10 protein-coding genes and 1 pseudogene are annotated in these 21,168 nt (G+C 44.3%); 5 read left to right on the forward strand and 6 right to left on the reverse strand.

Annotation, left to right across the window (positions count from 1 at the left end):
* Positions 1–94 precede the first annotated feature (94 nt).
* From cas4 to cas8a1, 3 genes and pseudogenes are all read right to left on the reverse strand, one after another.
* Positions 95–661: pseudogene (cas4, locus tag LC586_RS23380) on the reverse strand (CRISPR-associated protein Cas4); the annotation flags it as partial.
* Between the two features lie 182 nt (positions 662–843).
* On the reverse strand, positions 844–1,470 hold the full coding sequence (gene cas5 / locus LC586_RS23385) for a type I-MYXAN CRISPR-associated protein Cas5/Cmx5/DevS (RefSeq protein ID WP_229487053.1): 627 nt from the start codon (positions 1,468–1,470) through the stop codon (positions 844–846).
* Complete coding sequence (gene cas8a1, locus LC586_RS23390; RefSeq protein WP_229487054.1) at positions 1,467–2,399, reverse strand: type I-MYXAN CRISPR-associated Cas8a1/Cmx1; 933 nt, start codon at positions 2,397–2,399, stop codon at positions 1,467–1,469. Before cas8a1 ends, cas5 begins: the two co-directional genes overlap by 4 nt.
* A gap of 125 nt (positions 2,400–2,524) precedes the next feature.
* On the opposite strand from cas8a1, the gene LC586_RS23395 reads away from it, so the two are divergent.
* Both LC586_RS23395 and LC586_RS23400 read left to right on the forward strand, forming a co-directional pair.
* Positions 2,525–3,175, forward strand: coding sequence for a hypothetical protein (locus LC586_RS23395; protein WP_229487055.1), 651 nt, complete (start codon positions 2,525–2,527; stop codon positions 3,173–3,175).
* Positions 3,176–3,331, forward strand: a complete 156-nt coding sequence (locus LC586_RS23400) for a hypothetical protein (RefSeq protein ID WP_229487056.1) — start codon at positions 3,176–3,178, stop codon at positions 3,329–3,331.
* A 425-nt stretch (positions 3,332–3,756) separates the two neighbouring features.
* Here LC586_RS23400 and LC586_RS23405 read toward each other — a convergent pair whose 3' ends face one another.
* Positions 3,757–3,960, reverse strand: a complete 204-nt coding sequence (locus LC586_RS23405; protein ID WP_229487057.1) for a hypothetical protein — start codon at positions 3,958–3,960, stop codon at positions 3,757–3,759.
* Positions 3,961–4,191: 231 nt separating this feature from the next.
* On the opposite strand from LC586_RS23405, the gene LC586_RS23410 reads away from it, so the two are divergent.
* From LC586_RS23410 to LC586_RS40790, 3 genes are read left to right on the forward strand one after another with little or no spacing between them, the layout of a single operon-like run.
* On the forward strand, positions 4,192–4,374 hold the full coding sequence (locus LC586_RS23410) for a hypothetical protein (RefSeq protein WP_229487058.1): 183 nt from the start codon (positions 4,192–4,194) through the stop codon (positions 4,372–4,374).
* Between the two features lie 42 nt (positions 4,375–4,416).
* Positions 4,417–4,581 (forward strand): hypothetical protein, encoded by a 165-nt coding sequence (locus LC586_RS23415; RefSeq protein ID WP_229487059.1) that lies wholly within the window; start codon positions 4,417–4,419, stop codon positions 4,579–4,581.
* Between the two features lie 29 nt (positions 4,582–4,610).
* Positions 4,611–4,736, forward strand: a complete 126-nt coding sequence (locus LC586_RS40790) for a hypothetical protein (RefSeq protein WP_267921718.1) — start codon at positions 4,611–4,613, stop codon at positions 4,734–4,736.
* Positions 4,737–5,077: 341 nt separating this feature from the next.
* Here LC586_RS40790 and LC586_RS23420 read toward each other — a convergent pair whose 3' ends face one another.
* Positions 5,078–13,033, reverse strand: a complete 7,956-nt coding sequence (locus LC586_RS23420; RefSeq protein WP_229487060.1) for a type I polyketide synthase — start codon at positions 13,031–13,033, stop codon at positions 5,078–5,080.
* A 162-nt stretch (positions 13,034–13,195) separates the two neighbouring features.
* Complete coding sequence (locus LC586_RS23425) at positions 13,196–21,046, reverse strand: type I polyketide synthase (RefSeq protein WP_229487061.1); 7,851 nt, start codon at positions 21,044–21,046, stop codon at positions 13,196–13,198.
* Positions 21,047–21,168: the final 122 nt, after the last annotated feature.

A 21,168-nucleotide genomic window follows, 5' to 3' on the forward strand; every position in this document is an offset into this window, starting at 1 on the left:
TAGCTTGACGGTAACGTTGTTCTAGCTCTTCAATACTTAGATGTGTAGCTACACTAATTCGTTTCGGCATTAGTCATCTTTGCACTCACTACTTCTATCGTAAGCGATTATCCGGACATGATATTACCTGCCGTTCATCATCTTCAGGAAACAGGCGAATTGGTTGCCACTCTTTATCATGGGCGAGTCGCGCTTCTTCTGGCAAACAGACGGGAGCTAGAGAGCAACGAGCGCACAATCGCTCGTTATCAATTACAGGTGGTCGGTGGGTAGATTGTCTCAGAGTGCGTGCTTGTTGAATTGCTTCACGAACAGATGCCCGTCTTGCATCATCCACAGGTACGTGAACCAGTACATTATCAGCATGGTAGCGAATGCGTCCTTCTTTAATTGTAATTCCGAAGGCGGATTCTAACAGATAAGCATAAGCAAGGATTTGTAGGCGATCGCTCTCCCAGGCTTGAGGTTGCTTGTTCTCGTCCCGGTGACAGCGACCGCGTTTGTGTTCGTAGGGGATTGTTTGTCCGTCACGGGTGCGAAGGGCATCCAAGCGACCGCGTAATCCTAGTTCCTCGTTTTCGAGAAACAGTTCCTCCCATTCCTCATCTTCTTGTTTTTCTAGTTCAGTGTGCAGTCTGCGTCCGGCAAAGACGGCTGCATTTTGGGTGTAAAGTTCTTCGACTTCTTCTAGGTAAAATAAGCGAGGACGTGGAGGGCAGAAACGCGAATGCTAGAATGAGTAGTCGTTGACTGTTGTAGAGTATACATCATAACCTCTGTAAGGTGGTTTGATTGAGCAATGAATTTTGCTTAACGCCTTACGACATCTGAGGTTAAGTTCAATTAAGTCATCTCAATGGTTGTCCAGGCAGACTCAGGCGGATGTTTTTGAGGCAGTTCTTGAAATAAATATCGCCGCCAACGCGTACCCTGAGAACCAACATGATCAACCCAATAAGGTAGGATCAGGGTTCCATTTGAGTCCTGTACTAACCAGTGCAGAGATACAGTTTGGATATGATCAGGTAAAAGATTAATGGAATTGACTAAATCGTGGCTTTCACCAAGACATAGACCACCAAAACGATTGATAGTTTCAGGATGAGTGAATGCTATTTGGAGGCGTTCTAACAAAGTTGGGGATTCTGCATCTATACCTGAATCTACCCAGACGATAAATTGAGTGTCTGTGAGCAACTCCTGGTAATCTGGTCGAGCATTGGTCGGATCGCTAATTTCCTTCTTCTTAAATCGGCGGAATGTTCTGATTATGGTTGATTTTGCAGGTTTAGTGAGAAGGGCGATCGCTAACCTAGTTCCACAATGTTTATAGCGATTCATTTCTCCCACAATTGAGAGCAACATTCCATAAACAGTTGAAGGTGGTGGTACTAGATAAGTTTCAGCATATTCTCTGGCACGGGATTGCCGAAAGCAAGCAATGGGAACTTCTACTTGGAGGGCAATCATTTTCTCAACTCCACTACTGGTAACTGTAAATCTCTGGCAATTCTCTGCTTGAGAGTTTCTACAACAAGTTTGATTCCTGTCAAGACATTAACACCCAACTGGGCTAATTTTTTACCATCAGAGGTGCTGGCGATCGCTCCTGCTACCCATACTTCTTGAGGATTAATATCTTGTGATTCCACTCGACGAACTAATTCAGAAGCCGTGATTTGACCCTCATCACCTTCTTCAAAGCTGTAAAGAATTCTCGGTGCAAAGTCGTGTGTCCAGCGTAGCACCAGACTGTCTGGTGAAAAGTCATACAAAAAACGCGAGTGATTTCCAGCAACTTCTCCCAAAGAAGCTAAACCATCTAAAACTGGGATAATGCGGGATTTATCTTTTAGGCGATCGGGTGTCAGAGCAAAACCAACTACAGCACCAGGATTAAGCCAACCTGCTACACTAATTGGTTTTTTCAACAAAAACACACCTTTATTGTCACAAAGATTACTAGAAAAATCTTGATAAGCATAACTTTGCAGTGCTTTGTATGTGACAGCAATTTCTGGTTTATCTTCTTCCAATTGTAAAGATATAGTTTGAGTTCCAGCCGATTTATGTGTACTATTGTGTTGTAAAAAAGTGCCTAAAATTCCTTGATGAACGATCGCCTGAGAATCCTGACGCATGGTTTTTGAATCTAATCCTCTCAGAGAAATCATACCGTTGTTAATTTGAAAAGACTCTTTCAGTAACCATTCCAGCACTTTTTGATCATTATTTTCCCAATTCAACGTTACTTGTCTATCGGTAAGCTGCCAATCTAACCCGAACGGCGGCGTAACTTTTTCTGTTTTCAGCTGGTTCAATGTCATCCACAACCCAGCTAATCCAGCACGATGCAGCAACGTTAAACTAGGATCACCCAAATCAAACTCTATTTGCATAGTTCAGCCCCCGTCTCTTCGCTGTAATATATATCTTCAGACGGAGCTACAAGATAAAATCTGATCCGTTTCCACTGTGATAATTTCTCACGATTATTAGGAATATGAATTGGTACTGACCATCTTTGAGCCCAGGTTCAGCAACAATTACGGTTAGTGCTGTTGAAGTAACAGAGTTGACTCAGGAGGAGCAAAGCGATCGCTTGCACTTGGAACGCAAAGTCGAGAGAGCAGTTTTTGAAGCAGGTAAAGCGCTAATGGAGTTACGAGACAGACGGCTGTACCGCTCAACTCACCGCACATTTGAAGAATACTGCCGCGATCGCTTTGGTTACAGCCGCCGACAGCCTTACCTTTTGATGGACGCAGCTATTGTTTTTGATAATTTGCTTGAAAAATGTGATCCAATGGATCACATTTTGCCAACAAGCGAACGCCAAGTCCGACCAATGACCAAGCTTGAACCCCAGGAACAGCAAGAAGTGTGGCTAAGGGCAGTGGAACAAGCTGGCGGGAAAGTGCCGACTGGTAGAATCGTCAAAGATGTTGTGCGGCGCATAATGGAACGGACTCAAGTACCAAACACCTACCAAATTGGCGAAGTCTGCCAAATCCTTGCGAAGGACAACCCAGAACTGAGAGGAAAGGGTGGGTGTTGGGGGATTGTCAGCGCAGTGAATGACTTCAGTTGTACCGTTAGAATTTGGGATGGCGAGTACACCATTGGGTTGCAGCACCTGAAGTCCTTCAACTACCTGCCCCAGGAGTGTCAATAGATGCAGCAGATTAGCGATCGCATCAGTTGGTTACGGGAAAACGAGAGCTTGGAAGAGGCTGCCCGTGCTGTGCTGAAGCACTTGGGGGAATTGAAGCGTCCATATTTGACTGCGGTGGAAGAGAAGCTGTTGGGTTTGATAGAAAGAAGAAACTAGCACTATATTAAAGCCTAAGCTTAGTAAGCTTTTACAAAAAATTCATCAAGTTTTGATTCAATTTAGTCCAGTGTATAGGCTTTTTCGAGTGAGTCTCTTTCTTGTTGCGATCGCTATCGCTCCCACTTGGGCCAGAACTGAAAACCTTATCACTCTCCATCCGTAAGCTCTAACTGATAAATCCGTATTGATGGGTATTCGTCCATCATCCGCCAGTAATACCCAGTAGGCGGCGACTGCACCCTACCACCGCAACGGTACAAGAAAACTGGTTCACTCTCCGCGCATAGCTTTCTTTATCATCTGCTCTAGGCTGGGGTCTGGGTTGTTGTCGTCATACCAGATAATATGGGATTTACCGAAATATTTAGCCGCCATTAAACTAGCTCTCCAGCCATTCCATCAGCGATTGAATTTGCTCTTGGCTAACGCCGTAGCTTTGTTGTCCGTAGCATAGAATAGTTGGCTGGGCTGGTTTGGGATTGAGGAAGTTTAAGAATTTCATGGTGGTGAGAAACGCAACTATTAACAGGGTTCCCATTTAATGAGGTGCGATACCTAGCTTGGGCAAGAAAGTGCGATCGCCCAAGAGGTGTAACTTTGACTCGCTTGTATTTTTGGCTCTTCATTACTTATTATGCTAAACACGTATGTAAATCAGCTTAAAACCCTTGCTGGACAATAATAACAGCCGTTATTCTTAGCGTTTGAGGCTAGGTTCTGAAATTTACGCTATAGCTGCCTGTAAGGCTTGATTTTCAAGGCAAGCTACCGCCAAGTCAGGGCATTTTCGCAAACTGTTAGTCCAAACAAATCTGTTTTAATCAGAATTCTCAATAATAATGGAGCAGATGTAGGGGATGCGTAGGCAAGCATTTACTGCTATTCCATCGCATGGAGCCGCTCTTTATAGCGATCGCTCTCTTGATGCACCTTTTCCTCTAAGAATTAGGAGAGCGATCGCTCCTCTACCTCGTTTAATTTTTCCTCTGGTGCGGACACTACGTGAACGCTTGTATTCCTATAAGTGCTTATGGAAGTGAAATACTAAACTAGTATGCCTTGCTAGTACAGGAGATACAGCCATGACCTACACCGTGCACGACGCTCTAGAAGTAGCAAACCTTGCTGCTGCTGACATCAAAGCAAGGCTTTGCTCCAAACCAGAAACTATTAGCGTTGTTAATGTTGAGGATGACCCAGATTACCAGCCGCACAGTTTCGGCACCTTAAAAAAGTCGGTATTTTGATCTTTTTACATTTCTTTAGAAAATACTCTTTGGCTTCAGCCACAGTAAGATGGTCTGAAAAAGCTTATCCTGTAGACTCAAGGAACGATCGCCAGCCGCAAGCAGAGGCGAAAAATGCTTTTAAAAACCTCAAAGTAAGAAACTTTAGAACTTAGGTTTTTACTTGGGTTGCCACAATGGAGTGATATCAGGGTTTTCAGCAGCAGATACGGCATTTCTAATACAGCTTGCCGAATATGAAAACGTAAATCCTCGGTCGGAACCGCGTTTTTGATGAGAGTGATCCGCTTTTTAGCAATTCCTTGAACTTCAATCAGTCGGTCAATTTGGTGTTTGCCATCCCAAACTGTTTGAAGATATTCGGTTAATTGTTCTTGGGGGACTTGTTTTGCATTTAGAGGACAAAGATAAAAATCGCTCTCCCAAACTCAACACGGGAGCTAGAATCCACCTGTCAATAGAGTTTGAGACGTGCTAACCCTGCACTAAACTACAGTTACTGACTTTTGAGTAAAGCTTCTATAGCTTCTAGTTCATCTGTAATTGAGGTTTCGATACCCTGTTCTGATATGGAATTTTCCAGTTCAGAGACAATCATCGCCTGCGCTAATTCTCTTTGTTCTGTGTTTAGTAGGAATTCGCTGGCAATATGGTGCGCTAGGGATTGAATAGTGGGATGCTCAAAAAGGATTGTGGAAGCGATCGCTTTATTCAAAGTGGCTTCCAATCGACTACGTAATTCTACCATCATTAAAGAATCCATACCCATATCAAAGAACCCTACTTGGGCATTTGGTAGTTGAGAAGGTGGTAAACCTAAAACTTTACCAACTTCAGTTTGCAAGTAGGTGATCAATAAGGGAATGCGATCGCTCACTCCCAATGATGTTAATTGCTGCATCAACTGGGAAGTTTGATGAATGGGCGATGGTGCTTGGGTTTGAAAGTCTGTAAAGAAAGGAGAGGATAAACCTTGGGCTAGGAGTTCAGACCAATTCACTGGTACTACTCCCACTTGGGTGCTAGATTGTGTCAGGAGAAATTCTAAAATATCTATACCTTGGTTAGGAGCGATCGCACTAATACCACGTAAACTCATTTTAGTAGCAATTTGACGTTTGGCAGCAGCACCGATATCTAACCAAACACCCCAATTTATACTCAATGCTGGTAATCCTTGGCTGTGTCGATACTGTGCTAAGGTATCGAGAAATGTGTTAGCGGCTACATGGTTTGCCTGTCCAGGAGAACCTAATAGGGAAGCGGCAGAGGAAAACATGATAAAATAATCTAGAAGTATGTTTTGGGTTAAAAGATGTAGATTCCAAGCGCCTGCAACTTTTACAGACATCACAGACTGCAACCGTTCCGAATTTAGTTGCTGTAAAACTCCATCATCTAAAACACCTGCTCCATGAATGACACCACGTAAAGGCGGATAGTTTTGTTGGATGTTAGTTAGGACTGCTGCTAACTCTTCTCCCTGAACAACATCTGCCTGAGTTGTGATAACCGTAGCACCTGTGGCTTGTAATGCTTGAATTTGTGACTGTGCTTCTAGTGTCGGGCAGCTACGTCCCACGAGTACCAAGTATTTCGCACCTTTTTCAACTAACCAATGGGCAACGCGTAAACCTAAACCGCCCATACCACCAGTAATTAAATAGGTTCCTTCGGGATGAATTGGCAATGTTTCCAAATCTTCATCTGTCGGTTCGTGGGTAATCGCAATTTTGCCAATATGTTGCGCCTGTTGCATTATCTGCAATGCTGTCACCACTTTTTGGGCAGGAAAAACTTTGTGGGGTAAAGGTTGCAACTTTTGGCTTTGAAACTGTGCTATGAGACGATGCAACAAGGATTGCACCTGTTGAGGATTTTGCCCAGCCATATTCATCAAATCCACCAGGTGATAGGCAACTAGTGGCTTGACTTGAGCAACTTTTTGTGAATTCCAAACTCCCCGTTTGCCAATTTCAATAAAGCATCCGTTGGCTTTGAGAACCTCTAGACTGGCGGGAATAAACTCACCAGCTAAGGAATTAAATACGATATCTACACCTTCACCGTCAGTGACTTCTAGAATTTCTTGGGCAAAATCCAAGGTGCGTGAGTTAAAGATGTGTTGAACACCTAAAGAACGCAGTGTCTGCCATTTTCCTGGGCTTGCTGTGGCAAAGACTTCCGCCCCAGCTTGTTGAGCAATTTGTAAAGCTGCCATACCTGTACCCCCAGTGGCGGCGTGAATGAGAATGCGTTGTCCTTTTTGAATTGCAGCAACTTCTCGCAGGGCATATTCTGCGGTAAGGAAATTGGCGGGAATTGTCGCGGCTGTCTCAAAGCTCAAAAAGTCGGGTTTGGCAACAACCAATCTGGTATTAGTAGTAACATATCGGCTAAAACTATCAGCAGCTAAGGCTACGACGGCATCACCGATACTAAACTCACTTACGCCCTCACCAACAGCGACAATCTCACCGGCACATTCAACACCAAACCAGTTGCGATCAAAAGGTAGTAGTCCCAAAGCATCTAATACGTCAATAAAATTTAATCCCGTCGCCCGTACCTGAATCTCTACCTCTCCTAGCTGCGGTTGACGACGCTGTGAGGTTTGCCATTGTAGTGAGTCGAGTAAACCGCGTGTACCGATTGTTAAGCGGTAAGGCTGTTCGGGAACAGCAAGTAATTTTTGGGGATTAGTGAAGTGAGTTAATCGTGCTACCCTTCGCCCAGTTGAGTGGAGGGCAATTTCCTCCTCTTGGGAAGGGTGCATGAATTCAGTTAAGAGGGTATCAATTTGGGAAATTGCTGCTTTTGTCGGATCTAAATCCACACAGCGACAATTGAGTTCTGGGTGTTCCAGACGGATGACTTTACCCATACCCCATACAGGTGACTGCATCAATCCTGTGATTGTGGAGGTGGGATTGACTGCACCTTGAGTAACTAGCCAGAGGTTAATAGGCTGATGTTGCTTTTGAATTAGGGCTTGGACGAGGTTGAGAACATTGGTACATTCAGCGTAACAGTCTTGAGGTAGAGTCTCAATGTGTTCTTGTGAACTAGAAATATAAACAATGTTTTTGATTGATTTCTGAATGTTTTCTGAGGCTACCGTGTCTGAATTACCCCCCTTAATCCCCCCGATGCATTGGGGAAAACCGGAAATCAAGTCCCCTCCCCAATGCATCGGGAGGGCTAGGGAGGGGTAAAACTGAGATTCAGAAGCTACTTCCCCACTTTTGTGTACACCAGGAGCCAAAATGGTACATAATTGCTGTTGCTGTTGCTGCTGTAATTGTTGTGCGATCGCATCTCCCAACTCAAAATAATCTGTGACAATTAACCATTCCCCAGTACAGACGCGATTAATCGCGTCTCTAGCTTGATCTGACTGTGCCACAATGACTGCTTGTTGAGCCAATACCTCTGGAAGCACGGAGTTAGGGATAATATCTGCAACGCTGGCAAATCCATTTACTTGTAATAAATTGTGCCACTGCTGGGTAGAAATTAAGGGATGCGTCTTACGCAAATCTTTGTCTTGGAATCTCCACCAGCCTTCAGTTAAACCAAAAATTAAATCCAGCCAACTACTGGGACGAGTACCTTCCAAAAGTATCAATAATCCGTTGGGTGCGAGTAAGGATTTGACGTTGGTGATGGTTTGGCTTAAATCTTTGGTGGTGTGTAGAACATTTGCGGCAATAATAATATCAAAACTGTTGGCAGTAAATCCCTGAGATACAATTGGCTGTTCAATATTCAAACTTTGGTAACGAACAAAGGTATAGTCCGAAAATTGCTGGCGTGCTTTTGCTAAGAATAATGGAGAAATATCAGTAAAAACATATTCCACTGATTGAGTAGCAAGTTGCGGTAAGAGATTAGCTGTAGTTCCCCCAGTACCTGCACCAATTTCCAGAATTCGTACAGTTTGCCCAGACGGTAACTTTTCTAAAGCTGAGAGTACCGCTTGCTGTACCAGAGTATTCATCATCTGGGCACCAGGGGAATTTTGATACAGTTGAGCGATCGCACTCAAGTCTCCATTGGGAAATAATATTTGTAAAGGTTCACATCGTCCCTGCAACACCTCTGATAAACGTAAACCACAGCGTTCAATTAACGTGAGTTCTGCCGAAGAAGATGGGTATTTTGTTTGTAGTTGTGCTTGGAGAATTTGTGCTTGTCCAACATTGGGAGACTGTCGCACATACCACCGTTCATCTTGTTGTTGTAGAATGCCTGCGGCTGTTAACATTGACAGCAGGTGTATAAATAATTGTTCTTGCTCAGGTATAATTTGCAATTGCTGCCCAGAAAAATCTTCACCCATCTGCAAAGATAAACCCAACTGTTGCAGCGCTTCAACAATATAGGCAAGACTCAGAGTTTCCAACTGGGGTAATAATTCTGCATAGATTTGGATCTCCGATTTTGTTAACAGTTTAGTGAATTGAGGTGCTAACTGTTGGGCAATCATCTCTGGAGAAGGGAGCGCATATGTCTCCTTCAAGAGAGGATTGGGGTGAGATTGTAAGCGCCATTCCACTTCATACAACCATTCTCGCCAGTCTGCTGATGAATCTTCAGCAAAGATACTTTGTGATTCCACAGCTTTCAGTTGCAGTCCTGAAAAAGTTGCGATCGCTACTCCCTCTGGCGTTAAAACTTGGATATCTGCAATTATAATTGGTGATGAAATATCTGCTCGACGCAGTTGCACCCAACTCCATAGATTTTCCCCGACTGTTTCCCAAATAGTCAAGCGATCCAAACCGATGGGCAGATAAACAGACGACGTGGATTGATGGGATAGAATAGCTGCGATCGCTTGTAAACATCCATCCAACACAATTGGATGGAATTGATAGCCACTACGCTCAGTACATATTTCTGGTAAATGAATCTCTGCGAGTGATTGGTTCTCATTGTACCAGAGTTGGGTAATGACTTGGAACCTTTCGCCGTAATTAATGCCAACCGTTTTGAGATTTTGGTAGAAGTCGGCAATATTTGTAATTTGGGTACAATGCCGTTGCTGTTCTAAAAAATTAAAAATCCCATTTGGCTTAATATCTTTGTTCACTCCCACTTTTCCTGTTGTATGAACAGTCCAAGCATTTTCTGCGGCGCTGACAATTTCAAATTCGTAGCTGTCAGTGAGAATGAATTGTACAATCCGTGGAGAATCTGGGCTGAAAATGCAAGCCTGTTGCAGAGAAATATTTTCTAAGTATAGGCGTTCGCTTTGAAAAACTTCCTTTCCGGCTGCCAATGCCATTTCTATGTAGGCAGCTCCTGGTAAAATTACTTGGGCAAATACCTGATGGTCTTGCAGATATATGGGAGAATTGTCGGCAAGCTCTTGCTCAAAGTATAAATTAACGGATTTAGCTAAGTGTAATTTCTGTCCCAATAAAGGATGGACATCCACACGACCCCTCCCCAACCCTCCCACCCCCCTTTCATCCCCCAAGGCATCGGGGGGACAGAGGGGGATGCCCGATAGGGCGGGTGGGGTAATTTCTGCCCAGAAACGCTTTCTTTGAAAAGTATAATTTGGCACATTAAGACGCCGACGGTTGTAACCTTGATCAAATCTGTGCCAATCAAGCTGAACTCCTCGCCCATAAAGCGCCGCCACACTTGATAATATTACCTGCCAATCCTCCTGTCCGGCTCGTAAACTGGGTAACCAGAGATATTTTCCCTCATCCGCTACCAGCGATCGCGCCATACCGAGTAAAATTGGCTTGGCTCCAACTTCCAAAAATACACTACACTCTTGCTGAATCAGGGTTTGAACCCCGGCAAAAAACTGCACTGGCTGGCGGATATGACGACACCAATATTCAGGTGTGGCAATTTCTGTATCAATGATTTTGCCAGTAAGATTAGAAATGATTGGGTATTGCGGCGGATGAAAGTTGACAGTACGGGCGACTTGCTCAAATTCTGTGAGCATCGCCTCCATTAAAGGAGAGTGGAATGCATGGGAAACTGGTAAAGGTGTGGTTTTGATGCCTTGGGCTTCCAATATGGCGGCGATTTGGTCAACAGCAACGGTTTCGCCAGAAATCACTGTGTTATTGGGTGCATTGACAGCTGCAATGGATACCTGTTGATTGAAGGGTAGAATTAGTTCTTGTAATTCAGACTTAGCAGCAGCCACCGCAATCATTTTACCGTGGGGTAACTGCTGCATCAGACGGGCGCGGGTGGCAATCAGCTTTAGTCCATCTTCTAAACTAAAGACTCCTGCAATACAAGCAGCGACATATTCACCAACACTATGGCCCATGAGAAAATCAGGTTTCACTCCCCAAGATAGCCACAGTTGACAGAGGGCGTATTCAAGGACAAATAAGGCTGGTTGGGTGTAGATAGTTTGGTCTAAATTTTGGGAATGGGGAATGGGGATTGAGGAAAGATAAAGTAGATTTCGCAAATCTAAGCTTAATTCGGGATGCAATAACTCGCAGCAGTAATCAATTTGGTGGCGAAAAGAGGATTGAGTCTTGTACAATTCTCTACCCATATTGATATACTGGCTGCCTTGTCCGGTAAAGAGAAAGGCGATTTTCGGACGTAGTTGAGGAACCCCACCCGCGCCACTACCGTGTATAGACAAGTCGGATTCCTTTTCATATCTTGTATTACCCCCCTTAATCTCCCGATGCATTGGGGGGAAACCGGAAATCAAGTCCCCTCCCCAATGCATCGGGAGGGTTAGGGAGGGGTGTATTTTCCGCTCAAACCCAAGTTCGTTAGGTATGGATAGCCCCTTACCAAGGGTAGGATTAGAGATGGATATATTTTCTTGACTGTCAATAAAATGATATAATTTTTCACAAGCAACGGTAGGAGAATCGGCAATTATAGCTAAACGATATTCCAAGTGCGATCGCCCCGTGTTGGCACTAAAACAAACATCTGCAAAAGAAACATCTTGATGTTGGCTGAGATAGGCTACATAGTTACGGGCGAGATGTTCTAAAGCTGTAGGAGTTTTAGCACTCAGAGTTAGAAGATGCAGAGGACGTTCAATTTTATCTTTGTTTGGAATTTCTGTAGGTGCTGCTGCTAATACGATATGGGCATTGGTGCCACTAAAACCAAAGGAACTGACACCAGCCAGCCGTTTGCCAGAATTCCAAGGGATGCAGGTAGTGGGAACGGTGATGGGCAATTGTTCCCAAGCAATATGAGGGTTGGGTTCCTGAAAATGCAAATGAGGGGGAATTTCACCGTATTTCAATGCCAAAACCACCTTGATTAATCCAGCAATTCCCGCCGCGGCTTCGAGATGCCCAATGTTAGTTTTAAGCGATCCGATCAATAAAGGGCGATCGCGGGTATGATTGTCACCAAACACAGCCCCTAATGCACCAACTTCAATGGGATCACCCAAAGCTGTACCAGTGCCGTGGGCTTCAATATAAGTAATATCTGCGGGATCGACTGTGCTATTTGCTAATGCTTGGCGGATAACAGCTTGTTGGGATGGGCCGTTGGGAACCGTTAACCCACTGCTGTGTCCATCTTGGTTGACAGCGCTACCTTTTATGACTGCAAGGATGGGATACCCGGCGGCAATGGCATCTGACAATCTCTGAAGGACGATGATACCGCAGCCTTCGCCCCGAACAAAGCCATCTGCTGTGGCATCAAAGGTTTTACAACGTCCATCATTGGCAAGCATTCGTGCTTTGGAGAAATTAATCGTAAATTCTGGCGATAAAATACGATTCACACCACCTACTAAAGCAATATTACATTCACCACGACGCAGACTTTGACAGGCAAGGTGTACCGCTACTAATGAGGAAGAACAAGCGGTATCAACAGCTAAAGAAGGGCCTGTAAATCCGAGTGTGTAGGATAGACGACCAGCAGCAGTACTGTGGGAATTACCAGTTGCTAAGTAAGCATCTATATCTGTGACGGGACGATTTAATAAATGAGTTGAATAGTCATTGCTACTAATACCAATAAAAACACCCGTAGGACTATCTGCCAGTTGTTCTGGAGGAATGCCTGCATTTTCCAAAGCTTCCCAACTGACTTCGAGTAACAAACGCTGTTGCGGGTCGAGAGAAACAGCTTCTCTAGGGGCAATACCAAAAAACTCTGCGTCAAATTCTTGTAATTGCCCAATAAAACCCCCGTAGCGATTATACATTTTACCGGGAACACTTGGGTCGGGGTTATAGAATTTATCCAACTGCCAGCGATCGCCTGGTACTTCTGTAATGGCATCAACGCCATTGCGTAACAGTTCCCACAATGCTTGGGGAGTATCTGCCCCACCGGGAAAACGACATCCCATACTCACAATGGCGATTGCTTCTGTTTGTGCCTTGACTTTCCTACGTAAATCCCGCAACTCTTGGAGAGCGTTTTGCATTAAAGCACGATAGTCTTTGGATTCAGGCTGGGTCATGTCGCTTCGCTCCAATTCGTAATTCGTAATTCGTAATTAATACCCCATAGATAAATCTAGGGTTTTGGACATTGATGCTACGCATTTCTTTGTTTGCCAAAAATAAATAATGGTGATTTGGTGATTTGGTGCTTTAAACCCTAAATTACGAATTATTTTTGGTCAAAACTTTTCTTGTTCAATTTCCAGTAATTCCTGTGCCAATAAATCGGCAATCTCCTCTTGGGATAACTCTGATGCAGAAGAATCTAACGCCTTACCCCTCCCCAACCCTCCTACCCCCCTTTCATCCCCCAAGGCATCGGGGGGAGTGTGCGTTAGCGCGGGTGGGGTAATTTTATTATGTTCTTCTGTTCTCTCTTGGAGAGGTTGGGAGTCATCTAGATGTAATACTTCCTCTATTAAGTAGCGCACTAATTTCTTGATGTTCGGATAGTCAAAAGCAAGGGTGGTGGTAAGTGTGCATTTGAGGTTGGTTTGCAAACGGTTTTTGAATTCGATCGCTGTTAGAGAATCCATACCTAGGTCAAAAAATCCAGATTGAATATCAATGGCGTGAGGTTTAAATCCTAAAACTTGGGCGATTTGCTGACGGATATAGGTATTGAGTAAGTCATAGCGATCGCTCTGGGTAGCTAATGACAATTGCTCTAATATAGATGTGGTTGGAGTTAATGAGGTTACAGGTGTCTCAAACCGTTCCAGAAATCTAGAAGATAGTCGTTGTTGTGTAAATTGTCTCCAATCAATTGGTACAACTCCCACCTGGGTAATAGGTTGAGTCAGCAGATATTGTAAAACCTCGATGCCCTCAATCGGTGCGATCGCTCTAATTCCTCGCTGTTCCATCTGGCTGGTGACTTGGGGTTGTGTAGCAGAACCAATCTTTGACCAAATACCCCAGTTAATGCTCATTGCAGGTAATCCTTGAGAGGTGCGATGGTGGGCTAAAGTATCCAGAAAAGTATTAGCCGCAACATGATTTGCCTGTCCGGGAGAACCAAATAAGGCCGTTGCTGAGGAAAACATGATAAAATAATCCAACGGAGTCTTTTTAGTTAAAAGATGTAGATTCCAAGCACCCATAACTTTAGCAGCCATCACCTTTTCCCAGCGCTGCCAATTCAGTTGTAGCATTACACCATCATCCAACAAACCCGCCGCATGGATAACACCAGCCAAGGGTATAGTTGATTCTTGTATTTGCATTAATACGGTTGCCAAGTCTTGCTGTTGCGATACATCTACCTGGGCAACAGTTATGGTTGCACCGGCTGCTTCTAACTGCTGAATGCGAGATATTGCAGTAGATATGGGAGCATTCCGTCCCAACAAAACCAGATGACGAGCGCCCATATCTACGAGCCATTGAGCTACTAATAAACCTAAGCCGCCCAAACCACCAGTAATTAAGTAGGTGTGATCGGGTTTTAAGTGTAAAAAAGTATCCCCACGCCCCTGTTCTACCACTACTTTACCGATATGCTTACCCTGCTGCATATACCGAAAAGCATCCACGACGTTTGCCATCGGAAATACCTGAGCCGACAATGGTTGTAAACGATGATTAGTAAATTCCCTTGCCAACTGCTGTAAGATTTGTTGCACTAATTCTGGTTGCTGTCGGCACAAATCCACGATATCGATTAAGAAATAATCTGCATTTGCTTTGACGTGTTTAACTTGTTCCTCTGACCACACATCGATTTTGCCAATTTCCACAAATCGTCCGTGGGGTTTGAGAACTGCCAAACTTTGGGGTATAAACTCCCCACTCAGGGAATTGAGGATAATATCTACACCTTCTCCTTGAGTTTGGGCGGCAATTTCGGCGCGAAAATCTAAGGTGCGGGAGTGAAAAATATGCTGCACACCTAGTTTTTGCAATACTTCCCATTTGGAAGGACTAGCTGTGGTAAATACTTCTGCCCCAGCTAGTTGGGCAATTTGAATTGCTGCTTGACCGACACCACCAGCGCCAGCATGAATTAGAATTCTATCGCCTGCACGAATTTTAGCCAGATGATGCAATGTATAAAATGCTGTCAAAAATGCCACAGGGATAGTAGCAGCTTCCGTTATATTCAGATGTTGCGGTTTGGGTACAACCATCTGTGCATCCACAGTTACGTAATTGCTAAAACTGCCACTGGCTAATGCCATCACTGTTTGTCCTACTTGGAGATTTTTAACTCCCGTACCGACAGCAACAATATCTCCGACGCATTCACAACCCAAAAGTCCTGCATCTCCAGGATATAAATCCAAGGCATTCAACACATCACGGAAGTTTAACCCAGTTGCTCGGATACAGATTTCTACTTCTTGAGTCGCTGGGGGACGACGGTTGATAGTTTGGAAGTAGAGATTTTCTAGGGTTCCTCGCTGATTAATTATCAGTTGACGCCAAGATGTATCGATATGAGAATACCGCGCAAGTCTAGCCACACGGCGAGTTTGGCCGCGCCAAGCAATATCCTCTTCTGGAGAATTTGCCAGCAATTCTTGTAACAGGATATCTAATTGTGCTGTGAGCGATCGCACTGGGTCAAGATCCAAGCAGCGACAGCATAACTCTGGGTGCTCTAACCGCATAACTTTACTCATCCCCCACAAAGTAGCAGCAGCCATACCGGGGATATCATTTTCTACACCTGTGGCGACACTTCCCTGAGTTATTTGCCACCATTGAGGCTGAGTAGATAGTGTTGACAGTGTTTGTAACCAATGCGATACTTGACCACAGAGAACTTGTTGTGTTGCCATTAGTTGTTCTGTTATCATCTCCTTGGCGTGGGGTACATCCAAACCCCAGAGATTGATCAGGTGGGATGGGGTAAAAGTTAGAGTAAAATCTGAATCTTCTGCAAATACAAGATGACTTGTTCCACCATGCGCCTCTAAAGCTGCCGCAAGTTGCAAACCAACACCTTGCTGATCTGCTAAAATTAACCAATTCTCAGAATTGCAAGATAATCTGGGAGTTTGGGCAATCAATACGGCTTGTTGATCAAAGAATTGGGAATTCTCTATTGTTGGGTTGAGGAGGGTTGTAGACTCAAATCCCACATCCTTTAATAATTCCTGCCATTTTTTGGTAGAAATTAAGGGATAATCTGGACGTAATGCTTGGTCTTGGAAGCGCCACCACCCCTCAGTTAGACCAAAAATTAAGTCTAACCAACGCACAGGACGCACACCTTCTAATAAGATGAGTAATCCACTAGGGGATAATAACTGCTTGATGTTGGTGACACTTTGGTGCAAATCTTGGGTGGCGTGGAGGACATTGGCAGCAATGACAATATCAAAGCTGTTTTCTGTGAACCCTTGGGAAGATAAGGATTTCTCAATATCGAAAAGCTGGTAACGCACCCCAGAATAACTGGCAAATCGCTCTTGTGCTTTGCTCAAAAATAAGGGTGAAACATCGGTGAAAAAATACTCAACTTTTCGCTGTGCTAATTCTGGTAAAATATGTGCGGTAGTGCTACCAGTTCCAGCGCCAATTTCGAGAATCCGCAGGGTTGATTCTGCTGGTATTTCTTCTATAACCGCTATCACTGCCTGTTCCACTAAAGTATTCATTACCTGTGCCACTGGTGAGTTTTGGTAAAGTTGCGTCAAGTCGCTGAAGTCTCCTTCGGGAAATAGTAACTGTAAGGAATCAATGTTTCCTTGTAAGACTTCTGGCAAATGACTAGTGCAGCGTTCGAGTAAGGTGAGTTCTGCTATGGCACTGGGGTAGGTTTGGCGCAAATGGGCAAAGACTGGGGTAGTTGCAGTAGATTGGGTTGTTCGCAAAACCTGCCAATTGTCATCCTGTTGTTGTAAAATGCCCGCTTCTTGGAGCATTTGCAACAAGCGGTGACACAATCGCTGATGATGACTGAGAACGCCCATTGCTAGCATTGCTTCAGTTGTAGAGAATTCCTCACCGGGTTGCAGTGAAAATTGTGTTAACGAAGTTTGCCATAGGCATCGCTCCAATGCCTCAAGTACACAAGCAATACTCAACTCCTCCAGTTGTGGTAATAATGATGCGTAGGCTTCGAGGTCTGGCTGATTTTGGGTGAATTGTGCGGAAGTATGTTTGCTAATGGTAGACGGATTCTGGAAAGTATGAGAAAATAATCCAACGGAGCTTAATGGCTGTTCCTTCCATTCCACTTGATACAACCAATCTTGCCAAGTATTTAACCCAGCATTCCTCAAACTATCCTGTCTGACTGGCTGGATTTGTAAGCCATCGATGGTCGCAACTAAAGTACCATCTGGATTTAATAGTTGCAAGTCGGCAATGTAGGAAGACTCGTGACGAAGTTGCACATAACTCCAGAGGCTCTCACTTAAGTTACCATAGCAATGCACCTGCTCTACACCTACAGGTAAGTAGGCTGTGGATGGTTGGGAAGTGAGGAAGATTGCACCCATTACCTGAAAACAAGCATCCAACAAAACGGGATGAATTTGATAACAGGATGCATCTGTGAGCAATGGAGATAAACGAATCTCGCCTAAAGCTTGTTTTTCTCCCCGCCAGAGGCGTTGAATTGCTTGGAAGGACTTTCCATATTCCACTCCCAATTCTTGGCAAGTTTGATAGTAGGATGTTACAGCAATTTCTTGAGGGCAACTTGTTTGTAGTTGAGTTAAATCTACAGCATTTCTAGAAGATTCTGCATAACTATTCTGGAGGCGTTGCATATTTGCGGGATGATTTTTTTCACGCAGAGGCGCAGAGGAGGACACTTCCGTGGGCGGGTTTCCCGACTTGAGGAAAGAGTCCGTCGCGCAGAGAGGATAAAGAGTTTTAGATTTTAATACATGAATTTCATCCCTTGTTTGTGCAACGCCATTCTGGAGGATGCCTGTAGCATGAGTTACCCATGCTGCATCTTGGGAAATATTGTCTGTGCTGGCAATTTCAAATTGGTAGGTTTGTTGATCTACTGCTTGGAGAATGAGTTGCAGGGTGATAGTTATACTTTCTGTCAGAAATAATGCTTTGCTAATGACAATATCTCTGATCGTGTAAGCATCAGTTTTCCAGATTTTTTTTGCTGCTGTCAGTGCCATCTCCACATAGCCCGCAGCTGGCATGACAATATGATGGAAAACTTGATGATGCTGCAAAAATAGCGGCTGATTCTGGCTGATTTGACTTTGAAAATAAATTTTCTCTGCATGGGCTAGTTGTAATCTTTGTCCCAACAAAGGATGTTGATAAAAATACCTGTTTTGTGGTGTTATGCTATCCATTTCAACCCAAAAGCGCTGGCGTTGAAATGGATAAGTAGGTACTAAAACACGCTGAGCACCTTCAAAGTTCTGCCAATTGATATTCACACCCCGCATATATAATGATGCCAAACTGGATAGCATTACCTGCCAATCGCTTTGTCCTGAACGCAAACTTGGCAACCATGTGAGGTTTTGTGCTTCTGGAAGACAAGTTTGTGCCATACTGAGCAAAGTCGGCTTTGCACCAATTTCCACAAAGACTTGGCAACCTTCTTGTGCTAATGTCTGAATGCCGGCAGCAAATTGTACAGGCTGGCGGATATGACGACACCAGTACTCAGGTGTGGCAATTTCTGCACCGATAATTTTGCCAGTGATATTCGAGACTAGTGGAATCTGGGGTGGATAGTAAGAAATGCTCTCTTGCATTTGCTCAAACTCTCTGAGCATCGGTTCCATTAAGGGAGAGTGAAAAGCATGGGAGACTGAAAGTATTGTAGTTTTTATCCCTTGGTTTTGCAAGGTTTCTACAAGTTGCGCGATCGCTGTTTGCTCTCCAGAAATTACTGTATTATTTGGTGCATTAATTGCCGCAATCGATATTTGTTGTTGAAAGGTTTGCAGTTGTTTGGCGATGTCTGCCGCAGACGCAGCAACTACCACCATTTGACCATTATCAGGCAACTGCTGCATTAAACGGGCGCGGTTGGTAATTAATTTTAGTCCATCTTCTAAACTAAAGACTCCCGCGATACAAGCTGCAACGTACTCGCCGACACTGTGTCCCATTACAAAATCTGGTTGCACACCCCAAGAGAGCCATAGTTGACACAAAGCATATTCGAGGACAAATAAGGCTGGTTGGGTGTAGATAGTTTGGGATAAATTTGGGGAAAAATAAAGTAGATTTCGCAAATCTAAGCCTAAGTCGGGATACAATAACTCGCAGCAGTAATCAATTTGGTGGCGGAAATAAGATTGAGTCTCGTACAATTCTCTACCCATATTGATGTACTGGCTGCCTTGTCCGGTGAACAGGAAGGCGATTTTAGATACTTGACTTTTAGATATATCTGTAGTATTGTCTAAATAATTTACAATATTTTGATAACATAATATATAAGAATTGGCGGGTATCGCCAGACGATATTCAAAGTGCGATCGCCCAGCGTTAGCGGTAAAGCAAACATTAGCGAAGGCTGTATCCGGTGGCGTTGCGAGATAGTTTTTATAGAGTTGGGTGAGTTCTCGCAATGCTTGAGGAGTTTTGGCAGAGAGTGTAAGAAGGTGCCAAGGACGTTCAATAGCATCTGAATTTTGAATTTTGAATTTTGAATTTTGAATTGATGAAGGTGCATTTTCTAAGATGATATGCACATTCGTCCCACTCATCCCAAAGGAACTAATACCAGCTAGTCGCTGTTTATTTTGATCCTGCCAAGGAGTTAATTTTTGGGGTACGACAACAGGTAATTCATCCCAAGGAATGTAGGGGTTAGGTTGTTGGAAATTTAGATGGGGTGGAATTTGTTGGTGCTGGAGGGCAAGAATTACTTTGATTAATCCAGCAATTCCAGCGGCTCCTTCGAGATGTCCGATGTTAGTTTTGACGGAACCAATATATAACGATTCAGCTTTGGTTCTCCCTTCACCCAAAACTTTGGCTAAGGCCAAAACTTCGATGGGGTCGCCCAACACAGTACCCGTGCCGTGGGTTTCTACATATTGAATTTGCTTAGGTTCTAACCGCGCATTTTTCAAAGCTTGACGAATTACCGCTGATTGCGCTGTGCCATTGGGGGCTGTCAAACCGTTGCTGCTACCGTCATGATTTACTGCCGAGCCGCGAATCACCGCTAAAATTTGGTCATGGTTAGCGATCGCGTTTGAAAGTCGTTTCAGGACAACAATGCCACAGCCTTCTCCCCGTCCATAACCATCTGCTGCGGCATCAAAGGTTTTGCAACGTCCATCTACTGCCAAAGCTTGCAATTTGCAAAAGCCAATCATTGGCTCTGGCGCTAATATCAGATTTACACCTCCCACCAATGCTAAATCAGATTCCCCGGTGCGGAGACTCTCAGATGCTAAATGCAGCGCCAGTAGGGAAGAAGAACAGGTTGTATCCAACTGCATTACTGGGCCTTGCAGTCCTAAAACATAGGCGATGCGTCCGGCGGTGATGCTGCGAGTGTTGCCCAAACTGCTGTAAGCATCAATTTGTCTGGGATCATTAGATGCAATGCTGTATTTGGCGTAGTCATCAAAACAGACACCAATAAATACCCCGGTGCGACTACCTTTCAACTGCTGGGGAGATTGTCCGGCTCGTTCCAATGCTTCATAGCTAACTTCCAGTAAAAGGCGTTGTTGAGGATCTATGGCTGCGGCTTCACGGGGAGAAATGCCAAAAAAGTGGGCATCAAATTGATCTACGCCGTCGATAAAATAACCGTAGCGGGTGTACATTTTTCCCGGCGCATCAGGATTGCGATCGTAGTAAGCTGGTACATCCCAACGGTCAGAGGGAATCTCGCTCACCGCATTGACACCATCCCGCAAGAGTTGCCAAAATGCTTCGGGGTTATTCGCACCACCCGGAAAGCGACAACCCATGCCAATAACTGCGATGCCTGCGGCGGGCAAAGCCAACGCTTCGGTTTTTTGTGATTCAATAGCTGTTAATTCTGCTCGTAACTGGCGCATTTCCAGCAAAGCATCCTTAAGCAAAGCTTGATAGTTGATGTTTGGCGATGATGAATTGCTCATGAGAAATATGGGTTCAATAATTTATTAGCGTGTGTTTTTCCTCCACCCTAACCCTCCCTTTGTAAAGGAGAAGAACTGGATTTGTGATTTCCCCTCTTTGGAAGCAACGACCTGAGCACAGC

Source organism: Nostoc favosum CHAB5714, from assembly GCF_020829495.1.
GTDB lineage: Bacteria > Cyanobacteriota > Cyanobacteriia > Cyanobacteriales > Nostocaceae > Nostoc > Nostoc favosum.

Excerpts from the sequence above, each read along its gene's own strand:
- cas5 (WP_229487053.1), bottom strand. The coding sequence starts at position 1,470 with ATGATTGCCCTCCAAGTAGAAGTTCCCATTGCTTGCTTTCGGCAATCC.
- cas8a1 (WP_229487054.1), bottom strand. The coding sequence starts at position 2,399 with ATGCAAATAGAGTTTGATTTGGGTGATCCTAGTTTAACGTTGCTGCAT.
- LC586_RS23400 (WP_229487056.1), top strand. The coding sequence starts at position 3,176 with ATGCAGCAGATTAGCGATCGCATCAGTTGGTTACGGGAAAACGAGAGC.
- LC586_RS23405 (WP_229487057.1), bottom strand. The coding sequence starts at position 3,960 with ATGAAGAGCCAAAAATACAAGCGAGTCAAAGTTACACCTCTTGGGCGA.
- LC586_RS23410 (WP_229487058.1), top strand. The coding sequence starts at position 4,192 with ATGCGTAGGCAAGCATTTACTGCTATTCCATCGCATGGAGCCGCTCTT.
- LC586_RS23415 (WP_229487059.1), top strand. The coding sequence starts at position 4,417 with ATGACCTACACCGTGCACGACGCTCTAGAAGTAGCAAACCTTGCTGCT.
- LC586_RS23420 (WP_229487060.1), bottom strand. The coding sequence starts at position 13,033 with ATGACCCAGCCTGAATCCAAAGACTATCGTGCTTTAATGCAAAACGCT.
- LC586_RS23425 (WP_229487061.1), bottom strand. The coding sequence starts at position 21,046 with ATGAGCAATTCATCATCGCCAAACATCAACTATCAAGCTTTGCTTAAG.